The sequence below is a fragment of the Gabonia massiliensis genome (assembly GCF_001403595.1).
Lineage (GTDB): Bacteria > Bacteroidota > Bacteroidia > Bacteroidales > Coprobacteraceae > Coprobacter > Coprobacter secundus.
Genome location: NZ_LN877940.1, coordinates 972029 through 994938, shown reverse-complemented (window position 1 = coordinate 994938; position 22910 = coordinate 972029). Strand labels below are relative to the sequence as shown.

The window sequence follows — 22910 nt, the reverse complement described above, 5'->3', positions numbered from 1 at the left end:
TGCAAATTTACAAAAAAAAATCCGCCTTGGTATATGATACTTTATTTTGTATACCAAGGCGGAACAACTCTTTTTACTTATCTAACTTTTATATTTATAATAATGGAATATTATGAGCTGCACACTCAGCCATTTGCTCTTCTGGCCAAATACTTGCTTGGACTTCACCAATATGGGCTTTTTGTAACAAAAACATACATAAGCGAGATTGCCCAATACCCCCACCAATAGATAACGGAATAGTCTCATTGAGCAATGACTTATGAAATTCCAGATTAGTCCTCTCCATACAGTCTCTCTTTTCCAACTGCTTCAATAAGGAATCTTTATCAACTCGAATACCCATAGAGGATAATTCGAATGGACATTCCAATACTTGATTCCATAAAATTATATCACCGTTCAATCCGTAATAACCATCAGAATTTTTCGTTATCCAATCATCATAATCCGGAGCTCGACCATCATGAGGCTTCCCATTCGATAACTCATTTCCGATACCGATTATGAAAATGGCACCATATTTCTTCGCAGCCTCAGTTTCTCTATCTTTTGGAGACAAACCGGGGTACATCTGCAATAATTCTTCAGAATGTATAAAAGTTATTTCATCCGGTAAAACTGGAGTAATATGTGGAAAACTATTATATACCATTAATTCCAATTCTCTAATCAAACCGTATATCTTTCGAACAACATCCTTCAAGTAATCTAAATTACGATCTTCTAATTTTATCGTCTGCTCCCAATCCCATTGATCGACATAAAGAGAATGCAAATTATCCAAATCTTCATCTGCACGAATAGCATTCATATCGGTATATAGTCCATACCCTGGAGCTATACCATAGTATCCCAACTTCATCCTCTTCCATTTTGCTAAAGAATGAACGACTTCAGCTTTCCTATCCCCCATACATTTTATAGGAAACGATACTGCACGTTCACTTCCGCTTAAATCATCATTTATACCTGTCCCAGCTAAAACAAAAAGAGGAGCAGTCACCCGACGTAAATTCAGAGCTTTCGATAGTTTATCTTGAAAGCACACCTTTAATGTCTTAATTGCCTGCTCTGTTGTTTCAGGCAAAAGTTTTAATTTATACTGTTTGGGTATTATCAATGCCATTTTATACAATATATTATTTTCTACTTATTTCACTGAAATACAAACTATTTCATATAAAAATACACAAAAAACAGCCTCTTCTGCAAAATAGCAGAATAATGCTCATTTTTTTATCATGCCACAAATATAGTATTTTTTGTTTGATTTTAGACAAATAGGCAGACTTTTTGCTATATATATATTTATTTTGATAACATTTAGCACACAAATATTTTCATAATAATAAATCATCTCATATCTGGATACAACAAATATTTTTTTCTCATTTCTCGATATTCCACTAATTCTTTATGCCAACGATTTCGAATAAAGGATTCATCTTCCCCATTTATAATATCAATACGCACTTGACTATTCCCCATCAACCTGTCAAAAAAAGAAGGGCTAGAAAAAAATTTGCGGCCTAAATCAGATTTATGATAAAAATATAATAAATATTTCAAAGAAAGTCCACAAGGAGGAACGGACTGTCTCAAATCAATACCATAACACCGCTGGTCTTTTTGCAAAGGGTTCCTATCAAAACCCGGTAATGAGTGAGGTACAAAACAGAAATTTCCATATTTTTTATCCGGATACCCAATAACCTGAAATGGAAATGTCGTACCTCGTCCTATACTAAACCGGGTAGCTTCAAAAAAGCAAAGCGACGGATAATATGCAATAGCAACATCATTCGGCAAATTGGGGGAGGGTTTTATGGGTAAACTATATTTATCTCCATGTTCCCACCCAAGTATAGGGATAACCATCATTTTTGGACCTTCAACACCGCACCAACGTTCCCCAACAATCATTTGAGCCAATTCTCCCACGGTCAATCCATGCAAAACCGGCAGGGGCAACAATCCTACAAAAGACTTCAAACCATCTTGCATTATGGGTCCATCTACATAATCATTCGGATTTGGACGGTCTAAGATAATTATGGGTTTATGTGACTCTGAACATGTTTGCATAACATAAAATAACGTACTGATATAAGTATAAAAACGAGCCCCCACATCTTGTATATCAAATACCAAAATATCTATGTTTGAAAATTGTTCAACTGTAGGTTTTTTATTGTTACCATACAACGAAATAACAGGTACTCCAGTTTTCACATCTCGGCTATTTTTCACAGACTCTCCAGCATCTGCTTCCCCCCTAAACCCGTGTTCTGGAGCAAAGATTGCTTGAACTTTTATCCCTTGATTTAATAATGTATCTAATAAATGAACTTTAGATATACTTAAAACAGAGGTATGATTTACCACTAATCCGACCCTTTTATTCCGTAGCAATGGCACTAACCTCTCCTGTTGATCTGCGCCTACCTTAATCTTTGCTGTAACACCAAAAGAGAAAGACAATAAAAGACAAATAATTATATATTTCATAACATTTCTATTGGAAAAGTAAAGATACAAAACAAACATTAAAAATTTTCTTTTAAATAATATTTTCACTTTCAATAATATAAACAATACAACATTTTTGTATTTTTGTGTATAATACTATTAAAGAATGAAATACAGCACATCTATCGTATTGATAATACTATTGTTTATTTTCCCCAGCTCTATTAACGCTTATATGCAAAGTGGCATAGAAGAGACTTCTACTATCCCATATAAGAATAACAATGTAAAAGATACGGTTTCAAATAGAGACCCCATTGAAATGATAGGATTTGAAAAACGAATCAATGACAAAACCGAGTCTTTTCTATTACGGAATAATACTTGTAATTTAATTACCCGTATTAGACTTAAAATTTATTATAAAACACCTAAAAATGAAATGATTGATTACAGAGAAGTAACAATCGATCAGGAAATTCATCCTCATATGACCAAGCAGATAGAAATAAATAGTTTCGACAAAAACAAACGTTATTATTATATTTTCAGCCCAAATAAAAACAATGAAGGATACCCTTTCAAAATAAGCTGGGTATTATTACGATATGATATCGCGATTATTCCCCAATAACGACTATTTTTCACTTTTTCCTAAAAGTATTATTCTCTAATTTTGATATTATATCGCCATTTTTAACATCCAATAGCCTGAACAAATAATGCTCATCCAACGTTTTTTATACTCAAAAGGAATTGTTATTACAATTCAAAATTATTGTATAATTTAACTTAGGAGGCACAATTATGACACCTGCAAAGAATTCTCAAAACTGGTTACCAGGCATTTTCAATGATTTTTTTGGAAATGAATGGATTACAAAAACCAACAGTTCGGCACCTGCAATTAACATCATCGAAGATGATAAGGAATATAAAGTAGAAGTAGCTGCACCCGGATTAACAAAAGATGACTTCAATGTACGTATAGATGATAATGACCATCTAATCATCAGCGTAGAAAACAAAAAGGAAAATAGTGAGAAAGACAAAAAAGGGAAATTTCTACGTCGCGAATTTTCCTATTCCCAATTCCAGCAAACGTTAGTCCTTCCTGATAATGTGGACAAAAACAACATTGAAGCGAAACAAGAAAATGGAGTTTTAACGGTAAATATTCCTAAAAAAGCTCTTCCTGAAACCAAAGAACCAAAAAAAATTGAAGTGAAATAACAGATGTAAAGAGTATACAAAGCATCGAAAATATTATATTCTCTCATAAGTCTTACAGAGACTTAAAAAAACATACCGGAAAGAATAGATATAAAATAATATATTTTCGATGCTTTACAATATTTCAAATCCAAGTAAAATTCTTTTTCTTACTAAAAAATCCAACAATCTGATACCATAAATTTACAGGAGTGTACATTATGTCCAATAGAGGATATAATAGATATAACGCCCGTCCCTTCAAAATATGTGCAGCTTTATTATAAATCATAATCTGAAATATATATCGTATCAAAAACATTATAAAAGCTATAATTGGAAATATTATATTATAAAAACCCATACAAGCTAAAGCTATAACACATATATAAAACAAATATGCCGTAATACGTTCTATGCCAAATATCATTTTATAATTACTTTTTATATAGTTTGCAGTAAACATATATTGCAACTTTTTTTCTTTCCATGCAATATAATCATTATCATAGATAACTGATATTTGACTTTCGGGAGACAACTCTACACGCGTATTTTGGGAAGTTGCAATTTCATTAATAAACAAATCGTCATCTCCATAATGTAGATTCAAATATTTAGAAAATCCCTTATTTTTAAAAAAAAGAGATTTCCGATAGGCAAGATTCGTTCCAATGCCCATATATGGATGGCCTTTTAAAGCATAAGAAATATAACGTAATGCAAACATTATCCTATCATAAGAACAATAACGACCTTCATTCTTAGGTGGGACAAAAGAATGTGCCAGTACAATATCTATCCCAGAAACAAAATTACGAACGATCGATTCTATCCAACTAACACTCTGTGGAACACAATTAGCATTTGTCAATAATACAATTTCATTTTTAGCAGCTTTCATCCCAACTGTTAAAGCCAACTTTTTCCGACTCAGGCTACGAGCCTCGTCCGGAATATATGTTTGATACAAATGCGAATATTTATATTCTAATTGAGATAATATATCTTTCGTTTCATCAGTCGACCCATCATTTACAACAATAACCTCATAATCAGGATATTGTTGTTCCAAAATTATCGGCAAATATTTAGTTAAATAATCTGCGTCATTTTTTGCATATACAATAACAGAAACAGGAGGCTTGTCATCAAGATATGCTATCTTACCATTCTCATTTGACTGTACATATCTAACGGGAAGATAATAATATGCCACATAATAGTATAACTGTATCAACATCAATATCGTTACAGACGATAATATCCAAATTTCAACGGGTGTCAGCAAAAAGTCAATATTCATAACTTTTACAAAATGTTATTTTCAATACAAACGTACACAAAGTTTTCATATTAACACAATTAAATTATTTCTTTTACAAAAAACTTTTTCCACGATATACCGTTTATATACTGACTATAAAGAGATTATTAATCCACCATCAAAAGACCACAACTTTTTTCTAAAATTGGAAACGATTTTTCACAATAAATACAAGACGTTAAACGTTATCATTAAAGAAATATTATTTTGTCCAAGGTAGATAAAATACTATCTTTGCCGGCTGAATCAAAACTATAATTTTATTGAAAAACAATACCAATAATGAGGACTAATATACTTTTACTTTTCGTTTTACCGATTATTGCGTTTTCATGCAAAACAAAATCTGAAGTTATTTACTTCAAAACAGTCGGAACAAACAACAATACAGAAATCTCTTCTGAGAAGATAATCAGTTACGAACCCAAAATCATTCCAGATGATATTTTATCAATTACAGTGACAGCTACAGATCCTGCTGCTGTAGCCATTTTCAATCTACCCACATCGAGTTTTCTTGCTCCAGGTGAAACACAAATGAATGTCACTCCAAGCTTACAAACTTATTTAGTCGATGCTAAAGGCAACATCGATTTTCCTGTTATTGGAAAAATCCATGTCGCAGGTCTTACACGAGGACAATTGGCTAACTTAATTAAAACTAAAATAGAGACTTATGTTGAAAACCCATTAGTTACAATACAAGTAATGAACTTTAAAGTTGTTGTCTTGGGTGAAGTCAACAAACCTGGTACTGTAAAGATTAATAATGAAAGAATTTCTATTCTCGATGCCATTGGCGAAGCTGGAGACTTAACAATATATGGAGAAAGGACCAATGTATTAATAATTCGTGAGAACAACGGCAAAAAGGAATTTGCCAGATTGGATTTGACACAACCAGATATCTTTACATCACCCTATTATTATCTACAAAAAAACGATGTAATATATATAGAGCCTAATAAAGCACGCCAAGGAAATGCGCTATATAGTTCAAACAAACAATACAATGTATCAGTCATATCAACAGTCATCAGTGCAGTTTCTGTTATAGCCTCTTTATGCATTGCCCTTTTTGTTAACCGATAATATTTGTTAAAACTAAAAGCATCTTTGAATATGAACACTATAGAACAACAAAATAAAGATAATGATTTTATTGACATTGTTGGAATAATAAAAAATTATATCAAGCATTGGTATCTTTTTGTCATATCAATTTTCATATGTGGTATGTTAGCTTATGGATATGCCAAAATATCCAAACCAATTTATCTGATAAAAGCAAACTTATTAATTAAACAAGATGACGGAAAATCTGGAGGAGGAATACAGTCGGCTATGCTGAAAAGTTTTTCCTTTGGGAATATGTTAGGAGGAGGAGAAGTTGACGACGAAGTTCATGTTGTTAGTTCCCATACCATATTTAAAGAAGCAATCAAACAACTAGGGCTCAATAAAGTACATATAATTAGAAAGAATTTTTTCAATAGGATTGACGCATATAAAGAGTTTCCTATTGATGTTTATACCCCTGAAGGGGTCGAAGATACCTTAAGTACAACTTTATTATTCAAAATACGTTCACAAAAAGACAAAAAAATTAAGGTTACAATATTTGATGGCAAGAATCAAAAAGTAGGAGCAATTCAAGCCTCAAATTTTCCAATAGACATAAAAACACAATATGGCATATTTACATTAAATAAAACACGACATTATCCTCAAAATTCCCATCTAGATATGAATATCTACTTAAGAGGTTATGATATGGTTGCTGAGAATTGGGATAAAAGTATCGATATAGGAAAAATTGATAAAAAATCAAATATGATAGGTTTAGTTCTAAAAGAGTCCAACATAGAACGAGGGAAAGATATACTAAACACAATTATCGACATTTATAATCAGAAAGGAATCATTGAAAAAAACTTAGAAGCTAAAAATACAGCTAATTTTATTAATGAACGTATCGAATTAATCACAAGAGAACTTTCTAAAGCGGAAAAAGAGGTTGAAGAATACAAAAAAGCAAATAATTTAACAGATATAGAAACTGAAGCAAAAATAATTTTAGAACAAAATGGCAACTTCAGAGCAAAATTAATTGAAACCGAAACCCAATATCAAATTATACAACTGATAGAAGACTTCTTACAAAAGCCCGAAAATAAATATTCCTTAATCCCTTTTACCAGTGGACTATCAGATAAATCATCTACTGAAGCTGTTCTAAAATATAATGAACTAATACTCGAACGATTAAGGTTATTAAGAACGGCTAAAGATAATAGTCCTACAATCCAATTAATAAATCAACAAATAGAAGCCACAAGGACAAATGTTCTTAATACCGTAAAAAATATAAAAAATAGTGTAGGTATTGCTCTTAAAGATCTGCGATTGCAAGAATCTCAATTTCTATCTCGCATAAAAGGAATGCCAACGCAAGAGAGAGAATTTATAAATATAAAAAGACAGCAGGTCATTAAAGAAGAGTTATACTTATTCTTACTACAAAAAAAAGAAGAAAATGCATTAGCTTTAGCTGTAACAACTCCTAAAGGTCAAATTATTGACGCTGCATATAATCAAAATAAGCCAGTAAGTACACCCAAAATAGTAATTTTACTTATTGGTATAGGTATTGGATTCATCTTACCTATTGTTTATCTTTTCTTCAAAGATTTACTACGTATAAAATTTTCGACAAAAGATGAACTACAAAAATTAACTACTCTTCCTATACTTGGAGAAGTTTGTGTCAACAAATCTGGGAAGAATATTGTTGTGAAAGAAGGAGAATCAACTTCTATTGCTGAATTATTTAGATTAATAAGAACCAATATTCAATTTATTTTAAATGGAAAAGACGAAAAAGTGATTTTAGTAACATCAAGCATAAGTGGAGAAGGAAAATCTTTTATCAGTAGTAACTTTTCTGCTTCATTAGCATTACTTGGGAAAAAAGTTATTTTAATTGGAATGGATATCAGGAGCCCCAAATTAGGAGAATATTTAGGTCAAAATTCTCCAATAGGACTGACAAATTATTTAGCATCATCAGAATTTAAATTAGATGATATTGTTATACCAAATGCTATCCAAAAAAATATGGATGTTATTTTAGCTGGTCCCATTCCACCCAATCCTGCAGAATTATTGCTCAGTGATAGAGTCGACAAATTATTCAACGAGTTAAAGGAAAAATATGACTACGTTATTGTTGACTCCGCCCCTGTGGGTATGGTTTCTGATACATTCAGTCTCTCTCGAATTTCAGACGCAACAATATACGTTTGTCGAGCAAATTATACAACAAAAGATAATATCAGATATATAAATGCTCTCGTATCAAATAATCGATTAAAAAAAGTAAGTTTGGTAATCAATGCGACTACAGCAAAACAAGGATATGGATATGGATATGGCCACGAAAAAAAGAAATTATAGCCACATAGAAATAATTTTTTAAATAAACCAATATGATCTTTATACCTGTATTATTATATGCGATAATAACATTTTTTCAAGGGAAAAAAATAATATCAATTTTGTTGTATTTTTTTTTCCTTACAAATGGATTTCAACTAATTCCGGAGATATTATTCGATACATATTTAGGTATAAACAAATCAATAGATTTTGCTGTAATATATACTTTATCTGTTTTTATAATTTTACTTCTAAAACATGGCTATAAAATTATAAAACCAAACAATAATGTTGAAAAAAGCCTATGCTTCTTTTTAATTTTTTATTTAATTGTTTTATTTGTTAACTTACTTCTATATAAAGTACCGATTGACTCTATTGTCAAAAATAGTCGTTACTATTTTTTATTACCAATATTTTTTATTTTCAACAGACTTGCAATTAATGAAATAAATAAAATAAAAAAGATACTATTTAAAATTTCAATCTTTTTATCTTCAATTTTTATTGTTCAAGTAGTTATCAGCACGCCTTTACTAACAGGACATGTAGGAGGGGAAATGTATTTAGGTGGATTGACATTATTACGATTTTATAATATTCCAATCCTAACTTACTATTTCCTATTTTACTCTATATTTAATAATCCATACACTGGTCGGAAAAAAATTATAAGTCAAATCATCCTAATCAGTTCTTTTATTTTACCTATGCACAGAGGTTTTATCGCCAGCTTTTTGGTAATTTTTCTAATAGGAACATATTATAAACAAAAGTCTGTATCCAAGACCTTTAAAACCATTACTATATTCAGCATTTTTTTACTTCCTTTCTCTGGAATTATAATTGATCGTTTTTCACAAAGTAAGGGTAGCCAAAATATTGACTTAATTCAGTTAATAAATAATGGCATCGATTCTTATGACTATGACAAAGCTGTAACTCAAACAATGTATTTCAGATTTGCTCATTCTATAGAAAGAGGTATGACCGCTGCAAGTAACAAAATGTACGCACTCTTTGGTATCGGTTTATGGACAGACAATGATAAAGCCGCTAAAGATTATTTTGACTTCACTGTACATAATGCTTTACTTGAGGGTGAAGATATAGACGATGGCGATGTTTTCTTTACCAATGATATCGCGTGGTCTGTCTTTTTCACCCAAATAGGTTTTCTAGGCATGATCGTATATCTGTTTTTTTATTTCTACATATTAATCTTTTTCTATAAAAGACGAAATATACCAATTGGAAATACAAACTTAATGGTTTTACTTCTTTTCTTATTCACTTCAATATCTAGTGTAGAAATGATTACCATATTGGGAATGACTCCGACATTTTTAGATTATACCAAAATTAAAAAAGAAGAAAAAATATTTCAAATTTCAGAAATGAATCAATCTCGATAATGAATTCAAAAATATTACAATTCATAATATATCCTTTTATAAAGAAGCCAGATACCAGAACAAATTTGGTAACAAAAAATATATTGTATTCTTTGTTACTAAAAGTTTCAAGTATTATTATTAGTTTCATGCTCGTTCCAATCACTATAGACTATTTAAATCCACTTAGATATGGGATCTGGCTAACATTAAGTTCAATTCTAAGTTGGATCAACTATTTTGATTTAGGTATCGGAAATGGGTTAAAAAACAAACTGACAGAAGCATTAGCACAAAACAACATAAATTTAGCCGCCATATACGTCAGTACAAGCTACGCCCTTATTTCGATTATAACTATTATCTTTGTATCAACCTTTTATATTATCTCACCCTTATTCCATTGGGATATCATATTAGGAGCTCCATTAGACTATAGATATGAATTACAGAAAGTAATATTAATCGTTACCTTATTCTTTGGTCTCAATTTTATATTTAAACTAATAAATACTATATTACATTCTTTTCAAAAAATAGCACTCAGTGAAACATTTAATGTCATCGCAAATCTCATATCTCTTATTGCTATTTTTATTTTAGTAAAAACTCAAAAAGAAGAAAGTTTTACCCTTATATGCATAATATTTTCCGGTACTCCAGTTATTGTTTTATTAGTAGCTTCAATAATTCTATTCTTAAGAAAACTACACAATATACGACCACAATTAAAATATATAAATCTCAAATATTCAAAAGATTTATTAAGCTTAGGAATACAGTTCTTCTTTATTCAATTATCTTGTCTTATCGTCTTCTCTTCTTCTAATGTCTTAATATCTTATCTATTCAGTCCAATAGACGTAACAACGTATAATATTGCTTATAAATATTTTAGTTTTATAACAATGTTCTTTCAAATTCTCATTACACCATTATGGCCCGCCTATACAGACGCTTATACGAAAAAAGACATAAGGTGGATAAAAAATAGTACAAAAAAATTAATATATCTCTGGGGAATTATTTCCGCTTGTACTATTATAATGCTAATTTTCTCTAAATACTTTTATTATATATGGATAGGCAAAGATATTAATATTCCATGGGCAATATCTATCTCATGTGCAATATATGTTATTCTATTTACTTGGTATAACATATTTATCTACCTTATCAATGCAACTGGAAAAATACGATTACAAACATACTATACTTTTATTTCTATCATACTGGCCATCCCAACTGCAATTTGGCTTTCCAAATACTGGGGTGTAACCGGTATAATTCTAAGTAATATTATAAGTATACTACCAGCCACCATTTTAGGGCCATTACAATATTATTATTTAGTTATAAAAAAAAGTAAAATTCAAATATGGTATAAATAACTTTTACTTCATAAATATATGGACGTATATTTCAGCATAATTACTATTAATAAAAATAATGCTTTTGGTTTGGAACAAACATTACAAAGTATTATTGTACAAGAAAAATATTTATACGAATTAATTATTATTGACGGAAAATCTGAAGATAATAGTTTAGATATAATAAACAAATACCAAAAATATATAACATATTCCATTTCCGAACTTGATACAGGTGTATATAACGCAATGAATAAAGGTATAAAAAAAGCCAAAGGGAAATATGTTATTTTCATGAATTCAGGAGATAAGTTTGCCAATCCCGATATTTTAAAAACGATAAAAAAAATGTCTTTTAATTCAGACTTTATATTTGGTGCCACAAACTATAAAAAAGGTAAAAGTTGTCTAAAAATAGAATTACCACAAAAAATTTCTTTCAGCTTATTTGTTTCTAATGGTATATGCCATCAATCATCGTTTATCAAACGATATCTTTTTGATGAAATAGGGTACTATGATGAAAATGAAAAAATATTATCTGATTGGATGTTTTTTATTACTGCCTTAGGAAAGTATAATAAAAACTATTCCATCGTAAGGTTTCCAATATCAGAATATGACATGAATGGCATAAGTAGTTTTGACCCCAATATATCTTACAAAAAAGAATATTTCTTGAAAAATGAATTTGGCTTTTTTTATGACGATTATAGAAAATTTTCGTACTTTGAGAAATTTTCGTACTACAATTTGAAAACTAAGCTAAAATGGACATTATATAACTTCAAATACAAATTAAATTTATAGAATATCAATGAAAAAAATACTTATCGCTTTTGGAACACGACCTGAAGCCATAAAAATGGCTCCACTATATAATTCATTCCGATTAGAAAAAGAATTATTTGAAACTAAACTTTGTATCACATCCCAGCACAAAGAAATGTTGACTCAAGTACTCTCTTTTTTTCAAATTAAGCCTGATTATGATTTAGACGTAATGCAACCAAATCAAAATCTTTTCAGCCTTACTGCAAACATTTTAAACAAAATAAAAAATGTATTTGAAGATTTTAAACCCGATTATGTATTTGTGCACGGAGATACAACCACATCTATGGCCGTAGCGCTCGGTGCATTTTATGCAGGAATTAAAATCTGCCATATAGAAGCCGGATTAAGGACTTACAATAAACTATCTCCATTCCCAGAAGAAATAAACAGGCAACTAACAGGAAGAATTGCAGACTTTCATTTTGCTCCAACAGAACAAGCAAAACAAAATCTATTATCAGAACATATAAATTCCAACAATATCATAGTCACAGGAAATACAGTTATAGACGCATTACTCGAAAGTAAAAAAATACTCAATAACGTTTATACAAACAGTGAAATCCAGTTTCTTGATTCTTTGTTAACCCCGAACAAAAAAATAATTCTAGTAACCGGCCACCGTCGAGAAAATCAAGGAGATGGCTTTATTCATATTTGTGAAGCATTAAAAAAAATAGCAAATCTCCCTGACGTGGAAATAGTATATCCTGTACATCTCAATCCCAATGTAAAAGATATCGTATATCAAAAACTTAATAATATTGAAAATATACATCTCATTTCTCCGCTAAGTTATCCAGCATTTATATGGCTAATGCAAAAATCTTATATTATATTAACAGATAGTGGAGGTATTCAAGAAGAAGCTCCCAGTTTAGGAAAACCCGTATTAGTCATGAGAAACACAACCGAACGACCTGAGGCGGTAAAGGCAGGAACTGTAATTATGGTAGGAACTGATACTCACAAAATCTTTTCAACTGCCCAATCTTTGCTTTACAATAGCTCTTCATACTCTCAAATGAGCACTGCAATCAACCCATACGGAGATGGATTTGCTTGTAAACGCATTATTTCATTCATGAAAAATTTAGACCATTATGAAAAAGACAATCAAGTTTCTAGCATACTCTGATGAATTAAGTAATGTAACTCAATTCTATATTAATATCATTATTCAGGCTTTAAAAGATATTCAGTCGGATATCATCATAACAGATAATGTTAAAAACATCAATAAAAATGACATAGTATTTGTCATAACTTTAAAAGCTGCATTAAAGTTATGGATAAAACATCCTCACCAGAAAATTATGATTTGGATACAAGGAGCTTTACCTGAAGAACTTAAATTTGCAGAAAAAGGGCTATGGAATTTTTGTAAAAGAATAACATACAATTATTTAGAAAAAATAGTTTTAAAAAAAAGTCTATTGACATTTTTCGTATCTCAGTCAATGGTAGAACATCAAAAAGAAAAGTGGCATTATAATTCAAACCAATACATTATAATGCCATGCTTCAATACAACATTAGAAGAACAAAGTTTTTTTTATCCACACAAATACGAAAACCTATCTTTTGTTTTTGCTGGCGGGATAGGTCCTTGGCATTGCTTGGAACAATGTGTTATCCTATTTTCCAAAATAAAAAAAGAAAAACCACAAGCTACATTAACAATATTATCCAAAGAAAAAGATGCTGCAAGAAAAATATTATCTAAATACAACGTTGACGCAAAAATTGATTTTTTTGACTTAAAAGACTTAAATTCCGAGCTGGCAAAATACAAATATGGCTTCCTTCTAAGAGAAGAGCTTCTACTCAATCACGTAGCTACACCTACTAAACTCAGCACATATCTTTCAAACGGTATTATACCTATCTTTTCCAATGTAATTGGGGATTTTAAAAACATGTTTTCTGAAAGTAAATATAAAATTCAAGGTGATGTATCAAACTTAGATCTTATAATAGAAAATATTTATAAATTTGAGCAAGAACCTGTTGAGATACAAGAAATACTCAAGGATTACAAAAATATTTTCTTGAAATACTATAATATTGAAATATATTCAAAAGAAATTGTGAAAAAATTAGGACCTTTGTTACAATAAGCTTAATATTAGAAACAACTTAAAATGAATATACTAATTATTAATACAATTTTGTACTCTGGAAAAGGGAGATTTATTCCTAAAGTAAAAAGTATAAAAGATACAATGATCTATAATCTTGGACTTGGATTCGTTCACGAAGGCCACAATATTACTCTTATTGCCGGAGCAGAATTCATTCCAACAGAACAGGAAGTATATGATTTCAAGATTTTGTTTTTTAAATCTGGATTAAAAAATATACTATATCCATCTGTAATACCTTTCACACCTCGACTCTTTTCATATTTACTGTCCAATCATAAAAAATATGATTTTATAATAAGCAGTGAAGTTGTTTCTATAAACACTCTTATAGCAACTATAATATGCCCCCAAAAGACTATTATATGGCAAGAATTAGGAGATCACCAACGTTTGTTGAAAAAAATGCCATCTAAAATCTGGTACAATATTATAGCACCATTATTCATGAGAAAAGCAATTATTGTTCCTCGATCTAATATATCCCAACAATTTATAAAAAAATATTTACCTCAAATCTCTAATACTATAATAGGACATGGAGTAAATCAAAGCCGCCTAATATCTTCCAAAAAGAAAAAAAAACAATTTATAATTATAGCACGATTAATTCCGACAAAAAATATCGCTAATATTATTAAAAAATTTGATCGTTTTCTATCAAAATATAATGAAACTGACTATATCCTTTATATTGCAGGAAAAGGTGAATTAGAACAAGATCTAAAAAAATTTGTAAAAGCATTAAATCGAGAAAAAAACATAATATTTTTAGGACATATAGATCACCAAACCCTTGGTGAAAAGAAATATTTAGCTGAGGCAACAGCAAGTTTTGCTGACACTCTACAAGATCTGAACATGATCAGTCTTTTTGAATCAATATCTTCAGGAACTCCAGTTATCACGAATCGAATTCCTTATAATAGTGTTGAAATAGAACAAAATGGCCTAGGTATCGTAAAAGATAATTGGAATGAAGATGACATTAAAGCTATTATAGACAATAATAACGAATATACAGACCGATGTTTACAATACAAAAATAATTTATCTATTGAATCTACTGCAAAAAAATTCATTCAAGTCTATAAAGATTATATAGAAAATAAACTTTTACAAAGATAGTTTATGATTATATTTGAAAAGATAAAATATTATTTAAGGCAAAAGAAGTTCTATACGAAATATTTACAAACTTCTATAAATGATTGCAGGTACTTTGCCCGTAATTGTAAATATTACTGTCAAAAATATACTTACAAAAAAGATAAAGTTGTAACCGGAAACACAGTATTCTTTATAATTGACCCTCAAATCTCTCATCCAGGTTTAGTTGATAGATTTAAAGCAATTATCGGCTCTTACTATATTGCAAAACAAAGTGGTTTTAACTTTAAAATTATATTTGATTATCCTTTCTCTCTTCACAAATATTTAAATACGAACAAACATAATTGGGTTGGATCTACTGAAGAATTGAGTTATAGTATTCGAAATTCAAGAATTATTTCATATAATGGAAGTGGGAAAATACCCACATTAAATAAAAAAATAAATCAATATCATATATATTGCTACATAGGATATGACATTCTCCTAACCAATCATGTTCATAACTACACAGATCTTTGGAGTGAACTATTCCAAGAATTATTCCGTCCCCAAAAAATATTACAAAAACGTTTAGAAGAATTAAAACTACCGCAAAAATATATTGCAGTTCATCTCCGATTTGTTAATGCATTAGAAAATTTTGAAGAAAACCAATTCAATTTTTTATCAGAAGAGAAAAAACAGAAATTAATTGAACGATGTTTAAATGCCATATCTTCTATTATCAACAAAAATCCTAATAAGAAAATATATATATTTTCAGATAGTCAAACTTTCCTTGACATCATTCAGAAGTTACCCATCTATACAATCAAAGGACCAGTTGGTCATATTTCATTCCATGGAGAAAATGACGCTATCATTATGAAAACATTTATAGATTTTTATGCCATATCTCAAGCAGAAAAAGTAATTCAAATTTTAGCACCAGAAATGTATAATACGGTTTTTTCATATTATGCTGCTATTTTAGGGAAAATTCCATGCGAACAATATTACATTTGAAAATAAATCTGCTCTGATTACAAAATTAGAGTTATCAACATTACAAATATGAAAATATTACAAATAAATAAATATTTCTTTATCAAAGGTGGTGCAGAAACTGTATTTTTCAATACCATTGAACTTTTAGAAAAAAATGGCCATGAAGTTATCCCCTTTTCGACAAATTCTCTTCAAAACAAGGACTGTAAATACAGTAAATATTTTGTAAACTTTCCTGAACTTCGTAATACTTCAATAAAAAATAAAATAAAACATTCCTTTGCTTTTTTTTACAATCGAGAAGCTGCACGAAATTTGGAACAATTAATTTTAAAGGAGAAACCCGAAATTGCTCATATTCATCTAATGTTCAATAGTCTATCTATTTCTATTCTTCCCGTTTTGAAAAAGCACAATATTCCTATTATAATGTCCGTTCACGACTANATGTAAATCAGGTTTTTTTTTACATTGCATATTAAATAAATGTTCAGGAAACCGGATAAACAGTGTTATGCTTTGTCTGGATAGTTATTTCAGGAAATATACATTTCCTCCTATCAAATACATTGACAAATTTATATTTGTCAGTAAATTTTCGCAGCTCAAACACACTCAAATACAACCATTGTATAAAGATAAATCTGTACAATTATATAACTTTACACCCAACATATCAGAACCCAAAAATCGAAAGGGAAACTATTTTGTATATGTAGGGCGATTATCTTATGAAAAGGGGATTGAAACTCTAATCTCCGCAATGGAATATTTTCCAAATACTCAATTAAAAATTATTGGTAATGGACCACTATTAAATACATTAAAGCAAAAAGCATCCCCTAATATTACATTCGAAGGGTTTAAAGAAGGAGAAGAACTGAAAAAATATATCTATAACTCTAGTTTCTCTATTATTCCATCAGAATGGTACGAGAATAATCCACTGTCTGTCATTGAGTCTATGGCATTAGGGACCCCTGTTATTGGAAGTAATATTGGAGGTATACCTGAACTGATACATGATTCTATTTCTGGATATCTTTTTAGAGCTGGTGACATTCAGAGCTTAAAACAAATATTGAATAAAGCTATAAATTTAGACAACAAAGATTACTCCAAAATGTCTCAGGCTGCCATTCTTTTCGCCAAACGCAATTTCTCGAGTAATTTACATTATCAAAAACTTATTTCGTTATACCAATCGACTATTAATTTTAAACATTAAAAAAATATTTATTATTGACAAATAGCAGAATTTGATCCAATGAAAAAAATAATTGTTACCGGCACTCGTGGAATTCCTTATATCTTAGGAGGGGTAGAAACTCATTGTGAAAATTTGTATCCATATCTTGTTCAAATGGGATATGATATAACAATTGTTAGGCGTTCATGTTACATCAATAATCATAATAATAAAATTAAATCTTATAAAGGAATAAAAATCAAAGATATCTACGCTCCCAAGATAAAAAGCCTAGAAGCAATTATACATACATTCTTAGCAATACTATATGCTCGATATATCCATGCTGACATAGTACATATACACGCTATCGGTCCAGCCATTATGGTCCCCCTAGCAAAAATTTTAGGATTAAAAGTTATCATGACCCATCATGGACCCGATTATGATAGAAAAAAATGGGGAAATGTAGCTAAATATATTTTAAAAATAGGAGAAAAATGGGGTATTAAATACGCAAATGAAGTTATTGTTATTTCAGATACAATAAACAAACTTATTCAAGAAAAATACAATAGATATAATGCCCATTTAATATTCAACGGGGTAAATACCCCACAAAAGATTCAAACAACAGAATATATAGAATCACTAGGTCTTATACCTAACCAGTACATTATAGCAGTTGGCCGCTTTGTTGAAGAAAAAGGTTTCGATTTATTGATCCAATCATATCTCCTTTTACAACAGAATAATTACAAATTAGTTATTGTTGGAGACGCTGACCATGAATCTGAATATTCAAAAAAAATAAAAAAACTGGCATTTGATAATAATATTATATTAACAGGATTTATAAAGGGAAAAAAACTCAATGAAATTCTTTCCCATGCAAGATTATTTGTATTACCATCTTACCATGAAGGATTACCAATAGCCCTATTAGAGGCCATGAGTTATAACTTAGATATCCTAGTAAGTAATATTCCTGCAAACAAATTGTCACAACTCAATTTATCAGATTTCTTTGAATGTGGATCAATAAATGATCTCTTTGAAAAATTAAGAATAAAATTATCTCAAACAAATTTAAACAGAATATATGATCTATCTCCATACCAGTGGAAATATATTGCAAATCAAACAGAGTTTGTCTATAAATCAATCTTTTAAAATAAAATATGATTTAGATAATACATGTCAATATTGTTAATCACACAATTTCATATAATATTTATTTTCTATCTTTACACATCATCATATTATTATCTACCAAAATGAAAAATATATTCTTATGTCTATTAATCATTACTTTTATTATAATTCTACAAAGCTGCGAAAAAAACATATCATCACAAATAGAAGGCAAATGGCAGTTACAAGAAGTTGACAATATAAATAATAAAAACTATAATGACTCTATATTTTTTAATTTCAACTTAAATGTCTTTAAAATTCAAATTCTCCCCCAAAATGGTATTCAAACTACAGATTCTTGGGGAATATACAACTTCCAAAATGATTCTCTCTATATAACACTAAAAAATATAGAAGACCTAAACGCATTATTAACACACCCAATATGCGGGTGGAATACCCTTTCAAAAAAATATAAAATTAAACAACTAAATCGTACACAACTTGTCCTATCTTGTAACGATACAATTTATAGTTTTAGAAAATTCTAAAGATTATGACCAAAATAAAAATTGTTATATATATTTTTTTTCTCCTCATTTCACAAATAGTATCCGCTCAATTCGCCTTACAATATAATATTGAAACAAATATCATTACAGGAAACGGAAAATATACCCCCTTTTATCTAATGAACAATCGGCAAGGCAAAATTTCTTTCAAGCCTAATAATGGATACTTACAAGCTTTGATACACAGGGATATTGATACTAATAAACGCTTTTCTTATGGCTTTGGCCTCAATATTATCGGTGCATATAATAACGGCTCACCAATATATTTACAACAATTATATGGAGACATAAAATACCGTTGTCTTGGGCTTTCAATAGGAGCCAAAGAAACCGGAAATCTCATACAAAACGACCAACTAAGCAGTGGGAGTATGATTTGGTCTGGCAATAGCCGTCCTATACCTCAAGTCTCCATCGGGATTCCTAATTTTGTTGAGATACCACACACTAATGGATGGATGCAAATAAAAGGAGAAATTGCATATGGGATATTTGTAGATAACAAATATCAAATAAAAAATAAGGCAGAAGGTATGCAATACTCCAAAAATGTTTTATTTCACAGAAAATATTTACTCATAAAAATTGACAATAAGAATAAGCCTTTTTTCGGCTCAATAGGAATTGATATGGCTGCTCAATTTGGTGGTACTGAGTGGGATACATATGGACGAAAAATACAATTTTCATCCAATCTAAAAAGTTTTATACATATTTTTATTCCAATGGCAGGAGGAGATAATACTCCAGATATAGATCAAGTTAATATAGAAGGTAACCACTTAGGATCTTACTTAATGGAATTCGGATACAAACAAAAAGACTGGAAATCTAAGATATATTATGAACATTTCTTTGAAGACCACTCTGGCATGATTTTTAAAAATAAGCTTGATGGATTATGGGGGCTTGAATTTTCAACACAACACCAATGGCCAATAACCGGATTTGTCTTTGAGGTAATGAACTCTACGAATCAGAGTGGACCATTTTTATGGGATAAAACAGATGAAATTCCCATCCAAGTCAGTGGAGGGGATTATTACTATGGTCATGCATGTTATAATGGGTGGACACATCAAGGTCATACGATAGGCAACCCATTCATAACCTCTCCAGGATACAATACCGACGGCTATCTAGGATTTAAAAGTTCAAGGGTAAGAGCTTTTCACGTTGGCTTTAATGGTTATGTAATCCCCGAACTGAAATACAGAGTTTTAGCTGGGCATCAACGAGGTTGGGGCACTCCATTTGTACCATTTACTCATATTGCACATGAATTCTCAACTTTAATTGATTTTGATTATCAGCCAAAGAAATTAAAAGGTTGGAATTTCAATTTGGCCGGAGCTTTTGATAAAGGGTCTCTTTTCGGAAACAACTGGGGAATACAAATCGGTATCCGAAAAGAAGGAATTTTATTTCAAAAAAAACAATAACTGGAGAAACAAGCATTTTAATATTTTCAATAAAAATAAAGGTGTATCAAAATTCAATTTTTGAAAATATGAACTTATAATTTGAAATTTGAGCATCCTAAAAGACTAAAGAAAGGGGCGTATCAAACTCTGTATTGAGTAATGATACGCCCCTTTTAAATGGTATAGCTACAATCTGTAACTTTTTGGAGTGGACATTTTAGTTTTGATACACCCCCATTTTTATTTCTCTCCTTCTTTTAACAAAAATTTTTCTGCACGCCCCGGTGTGAACAATTCCCAGAGAGAGGCAACTGTCCAGCCTGGTGCAAAAATATCATTATAAAAGCCTTTTCCATTTTTCCCATAATCCCAATGGGCATGCTGTACTACCTCTGGATAATATCCCTCACGGGCGATTCCGCATAGATGCCCACTGTATGGAACAAGTTGTCTCATTGAAGTCGAAATTACTTCAGCAAAAGATGAGAAACGTGGCTCATTATACTGTTCTGACAGCCATCTTAAAACATCAACAAAATCAAATATAAATACATCTATATGATTATTTTCGACCGATACATTACCCCAGCCTCGGCTCTTGAAAGAAAGATCTCCCAACATCTGTCCTTCAGCAAAAGGTACATCCCAAAGATAATACCAAGAAAGGGCAAAATAAGCAGCTTGACGTGTCAGTTCAGCATAATGTTTTCTCTCTTTTTCCTTTGTCACCAAAGCCAAATAATATGTTGCTGTCGCCGCATATAATGATGCCTCCTTATCTTCGCAATTAGCATCCAATGTCGATGAAAAATAATCGGCTTTAGAAATTATCTCATTTTCAAGATAAGAAGCTGCTTTTTTAGCAGCATTCAAATAATCTTTATCTTTAAAATAGGTATATGCCATAACTAACGGCAACACTGCCGATGGTGTACTTCCTCCACTATTATCAACAATTACTTGATTGTCTCTAAACTTTCGCGGGAAACTACCATCTTCTTTTTGAACTTCAAGTATCAATTTCAAAATATTTTTTACCCTTTTCTCCCAGTCCGGATGTACTCGGCCAGCATTACGTTCATACTCTAAATAATATAAAGTCGCAAAAATACCTTCACTTTGCCGACGGATACTTAAATTTTGCTCTTCCGTATTATCGTCAAAATTAACGAATTCACGAAAAAAACCGGTTGTGGTAAAACCATTCTGAAGATAACTATCAAATATTCTCTTACCATTACTAACCAACTCTGGCCGACCTATCTGTTCTCCATATTCAAGAGAATTAAAAGCATTCAATAACACACGCCCTACAAAACCTATTTCAGATATTCCATTTGGGCAGCAATCATCTATATTCAAATGAACACCAGAATTGTACTTTAACGAATGATTTCCAACATAACTTTCAACAAAATACTTACTAAGTATATTTTTCATATACTCTACTGTATAAGCGGTTTTCACTGGTTGTGGCGCCATGGTATCATAGCAATATTCCCACATATTTCGAACAAATGTAGAATAATCTTCTGCTTTACCATTTTTCACTTCCCACTTTAATGTAATGCTCTCCCCCTTATCAAGCTTATAAAAAGCCTTTGCCTCCGAAGCAAGAGTTAATTTACGTATATAAGAACGAGGAGTTTCCCAATAGGGAAAAGAGACACTGAGAGAGGAAATACCATCCTCATTTACAAATCCTGTAGCTCCAATTGAACTTTTACCTGACAAAATGACTTCTCCAGTATCATGAGTCGTCAAAGCATCACCATTCAATTTATCCAAACGCAAAACCGATATATATTCTCCATCTTTTTCATTAAAAATTCCCGTTAAAGGAGCACTCAACCTATCCTCTCTCACAGTCCAACTATCTGATGTATGAAAAGAGGGAGCCTCTTTAGGTGACCTCAAATTTTTTCGATACCAAAATCCTGGCATATAAAATAGACAATCATTGTGCCGGAATGTAGATTGTATTCTTTCAGAAAAGTTAAACCAAACTTTCTCTGACGCATTTATTTGTACTTCAATAGAACTTTTCCCATTTTCTGAAATGACTTTCTGTATAATAGCTACAGGTAACTTTTCTGACGAATCCAGCTCATAAACACCATTGTTTCTCTCTAAAAACGTCAACGGATAACTAATGGATTGATTACCCGGCATTTTAAGAGAAATCTGTGCATTCATCTGTTGTGGAACAAGAGTAATACCCCAAACAGGCATAATACTCAAAAATAAACACCCTAAAATAAACTTCTTCAGCATAATGCTCATTT

20 protein-coding genes are annotated in these 22910 nt (G+C 30.6%); 16 read left to right on the top strand and 4 right to left on the bottom strand.

Going from position 1 to position 22910, the window contains the following annotated elements; translation table 11 throughout:
• Positions 1-94: 94 nt before the first annotated feature.
• Both asnA and BN2628_RS13840 read right to left on the bottom strand, forming a co-directional pair.
• The gene (gene asnA / locus BN2628_RS13845; RefSeq protein ID WP_055097772.1) at positions 95-1129 is read right to left on the bottom strand and encodes an aspartate--ammonia ligase; all 1035 of its coding nucleotides are present in this window, start codon (positions 1127-1129) and stop codon (positions 95-97) included.
• A gap of 227 nt (positions 1130-1356) precedes the next feature.
• Complete coding sequence (locus tag BN2628_RS13840) at positions 1357-2511, bottom strand: exo-beta-N-acetylmuramidase NamZ family protein (protein WP_055097770.1); 1155 nt, start codon at positions 2509-2511, stop codon at positions 1357-1359.
• 127 nt (positions 2512-2638) lie between these two features.
• Between BN2628_RS13840 and BN2628_RS13835 the strand changes: the two genes are divergently transcribed.
• Both BN2628_RS13835 and BN2628_RS13830 read left to right on the top strand, forming a co-directional pair.
• Positions 2639-3106, top strand: a complete 468-nt coding sequence (locus BN2628_RS13835) for a hypothetical protein (RefSeq protein ID WP_055097768.1) — start codon at positions 2639-2641, stop codon at positions 3104-3106.
• Positions 3107-3279: 173 nt separating this feature from the next.
• A complete protein-coding gene (locus BN2628_RS13830; RefSeq protein ID WP_021931779.1) occupies positions 3280-3705 on the top strand; it encodes an Hsp20/alpha crystallin family protein in 426 nt (141 codons plus the stop codon).
• 124 nt (positions 3706-3829) lie between these two features.
• Here the strand turns inward: BN2628_RS13830 and BN2628_RS13825 are convergent, their stop codons facing one another.
• The gene (locus BN2628_RS13825; RefSeq protein ID WP_055097766.1) at positions 3830-4990 is read right to left on the bottom strand and encodes a glycosyltransferase; all 1161 of its coding nucleotides are present in this window, start codon (positions 4988-4990) and stop codon (positions 3830-3832) included.
• A gap of 303 nt (positions 4991-5293) precedes the next feature.
• Between BN2628_RS13825 and BN2628_RS13820 the strand changes: the two genes are divergently transcribed.
• The 14 genes from BN2628_RS13820 to BN2628_RS13760 all read left to right on the top strand — a co-directional run bounded on the left by BN2628_RS13820 (position 5294) and on the right by BN2628_RS13760 (position 20643).
• Positions 5294-6103 (top strand): polysaccharide biosynthesis/export family protein, encoded by an 810-nt coding sequence (locus BN2628_RS13820; protein ID WP_021931781.1) that lies wholly within the window; start codon positions 5294-5296, stop codon positions 6101-6103.
• A 30-nt stretch (positions 6104-6133) separates the two neighbouring features.
• The gene (locus BN2628_RS13815; protein ID WP_055097764.1) at positions 6134-8467 is read left to right on the top strand and encodes an exopolysaccharide transport family protein; all 2334 of its coding nucleotides are present in this window, start codon (positions 6134-6136) and stop codon (positions 8465-8467) included.
• A 32-nt stretch (positions 8468-8499) separates the two neighbouring features.
• Positions 8500-9864, top strand: a complete 1365-nt coding sequence (locus BN2628_RS13810; RefSeq protein WP_055097761.1) for a hypothetical protein — start codon at positions 8500-8502, stop codon at positions 9862-9864.
• Entirely contained in the window at positions 9864-11234 is a 1371-nt protein-coding gene (locus BN2628_RS13805) for a lipopolysaccharide biosynthesis protein (protein ID WP_082430178.1), read from the top strand. Before BN2628_RS13810 ends, BN2628_RS13805 begins: the two co-directional genes overlap by 1 nt.
• Positions 11235-11252: 18 nt before the next feature.
• Entirely contained in the window at positions 11253-12026 is a 774-nt protein-coding gene (locus BN2628_RS13800; protein ID WP_055097752.1) for a glycosyltransferase family 2 protein, read from the top strand.
• A 7-nt stretch (positions 12027-12033) separates the two neighbouring features.
• Positions 12034-13191, top strand: coding sequence for a non-hydrolyzing UDP-N-acetylglucosamine 2-epimerase (gene wecB / locus BN2628_RS13795; RefSeq protein WP_055097751.1), 1158 nt, complete (start codon positions 12034-12036; stop codon positions 13189-13191).
• Positions 13157-14173: a hypothetical protein gene (locus BN2628_RS13790; protein WP_055097747.1), complete on the top strand. Its 1017-nt coding sequence runs from the start codon at positions 13157-13159 to the stop codon at positions 14171-14173. The genes wecB and BN2628_RS13790 overlap by 35 nt, the downstream gene beginning before the upstream one ends.
• Before the next feature lie 24 nt (positions 14174-14197).
• A complete protein-coding gene (locus BN2628_RS13785; protein ID WP_055097745.1) occupies positions 14198-15325 on the top strand; it encodes a glycosyltransferase family 4 protein in 1128 nt (375 codons plus the stop codon).
• Between the two features lie 3 nt (positions 15326-15328).
• Positions 15329-16318 carry a hypothetical protein gene (locus BN2628_RS17655; RefSeq protein ID WP_257606493.1) on the top strand — a complete coding sequence of 330 codons (990 nt, stop codon included), beginning with the start codon at positions 15329-15331 and terminating at the stop codon, positions 16316-16318.
• 48 nt (positions 16319-16366) lie between these two features.
• Positions 16367-16753 carry a glycosyltransferase gene (locus BN2628_RS17650; protein WP_257606492.1) on the top strand — a complete coding sequence of 129 codons (387 nt, stop codon included), beginning with the start codon at positions 16367-16369 and terminating at the stop codon, positions 16751-16753.
• 61 nt (positions 16754-16814) lie between these two features.
• A complete protein-coding gene (locus BN2628_RS17645; RefSeq protein ID WP_257606491.1) occupies positions 16815-17528 on the top strand; it encodes a glycosyltransferase family 4 protein in 714 nt (237 codons plus the stop codon).
• 39 nt (positions 17529-17567) lie between these two features.
• On the top strand, positions 17568-18662 hold the full coding sequence (locus tag BN2628_RS13770; RefSeq protein ID WP_055097743.1) for a glycosyltransferase family 4 protein: 1095 nt from the start codon (positions 17568-17570) through the stop codon (positions 18660-18662).
• A gap of 104 nt (positions 18663-18766) precedes the next feature.
• On the top strand, positions 18767-19177 hold the full coding sequence (locus tag BN2628_RS17825) for a lipocalin-like domain-containing protein (protein WP_055097740.1): 411 nt from the start codon (positions 18767-18769) through the stop codon (positions 19175-19177).
• A 5-nt stretch (positions 19178-19182) separates the two neighbouring features.
• Positions 19183-20643 (top strand): capsule assembly Wzi family protein, encoded by a 1461-nt coding sequence (locus tag BN2628_RS13760; protein ID WP_055097738.1) that lies wholly within the window; start codon positions 19183-19185, stop codon positions 20641-20643.
• Positions 20644-20865: 222 nt separating this feature from the next.
• Here the strand turns inward: BN2628_RS13760 and BN2628_RS13755 are convergent, their stop codons facing one another.
• Positions 20866-22899, bottom strand: coding sequence for a hypothetical protein (locus BN2628_RS13755; protein ID WP_411267749.1), 2034 nt, complete (start codon positions 22897-22899; stop codon positions 20866-20868).
• Positions 22900-22910: the final 11 nt, after the last annotated feature.

What these genes read in the sequence shown, in the direction of transcription:
- BN2628_RS13815 (WP_055097764.1), top strand. Translation starts at nt 6,134, where the DNA reads ATGAACACTATAGAACAACAAAATAAAGATAATGATTTTATTGACATT.
- BN2628_RS13835 (WP_055097768.1), top strand. Translation starts at nt 2,639, where the DNA reads ATGAAATACAGCACATCTATCGTATTGATAATACTATTGTTTATTTTC.
- BN2628_RS13800 (WP_055097752.1), top strand. Translation starts at nt 11,253, where the DNA reads ATGGACGTATATTTCAGCATAATTACTATTAATAAAAATAATGCTTTT.
- BN2628_RS17825 (WP_055097740.1), top strand. Translation starts at nt 18,767, where the DNA reads ATGAAAAATATATTCTTATGTCTATTAATCATTACTTTTATTATAATT.
- BN2628_RS13825 (WP_055097766.1), bottom strand. Translation starts at nt 4,990, where the DNA reads ATGAATATTGACTTTTTGCTGACACCCGTTGAAATTTGGATATTATCG.
- BN2628_RS13790 (WP_055097747.1), top strand. Translation starts at nt 13,157, where the DNA reads ATGAAAAAGACAATCAAGTTTCTAGCATACTCTGATGAATTAAGTAAT.
- BN2628_RS13830 (WP_021931779.1), top strand. Translation starts at nt 3,280, where the DNA reads ATGACACCTGCAAAGAATTCTCAAAACTGGTTACCAGGCATTTTCAAT.
- BN2628_RS13755 (WP_411267749.1), bottom strand. Translation starts at nt 22,899, where the DNA reads ATGCTGAAGAAGTTTATTTTAGGGTGTTTATTTTTGAGTATTATGCCT.
- BN2628_RS13810 (WP_055097761.1), top strand. Translation starts at nt 8,500, where the DNA reads ATGATCTTTATACCTGTATTATTATATGCGATAATAACATTTTTTCAA.
- BN2628_RS17645 (WP_257606491.1), top strand. Translation starts at nt 16,815, where the DNA reads ATGCTTTGTCTGGATAGTTATTTCAGGAAATATACATTTCCTCCTATC.
- BN2628_RS13770 (WP_055097743.1), top strand. Translation starts at nt 17,568, where the DNA reads ATGAAAAAAATAATTGTTACCGGCACTCGTGGAATTCCTTATATCTTA.
- asnA (WP_055097772.1), bottom strand. Translation starts at nt 1,129, where the DNA reads ATGGCATTGATAATACCCAAACAGTATAAATTAAAACTTTTGCCTGAA.
- BN2628_RS13805 (WP_082430178.1), top strand. Translation starts at nt 9,864, where the DNA reads ATGAATTCAAAAATATTACAATTCATAATATATCCTTTTATAAAGAAG.
- BN2628_RS13760 (WP_055097738.1), top strand. Translation starts at nt 19,183, where the DNA reads ATGACCAAAATAAAAATTGTTATATATATTTTTTTTCTCCTCATTTCA.
- BN2628_RS13820 (WP_021931781.1), top strand. Translation starts at nt 5,294, where the DNA reads ATGAGGACTAATATACTTTTACTTTTCGTTTTACCGATTATTGCGTTT.
- BN2628_RS13840 (WP_055097770.1), bottom strand. Translation starts at nt 2,511, where the DNA reads ATGAAATATATAATTATTTGTCTTTTATTGTCTTTCTCTTTTGGTGTT.
- wecB (WP_055097751.1), top strand. Translation starts at nt 12,034, where the DNA reads ATGAAAAAAATACTTATCGCTTTTGGAACACGACCTGAAGCCATAAAA.
- BN2628_RS13785 (WP_055097745.1), top strand. Translation starts at nt 14,198, where the DNA reads ATGAATATACTAATTATTAATACAATTTTGTACTCTGGAAAAGGGAGA.
- BN2628_RS17655 (WP_257606493.1), top strand. Translation starts at nt 15,329, where the DNA reads ATGATTATATTTGAAAAGATAAAATATTATTTAAGGCAAAAGAAGTTC.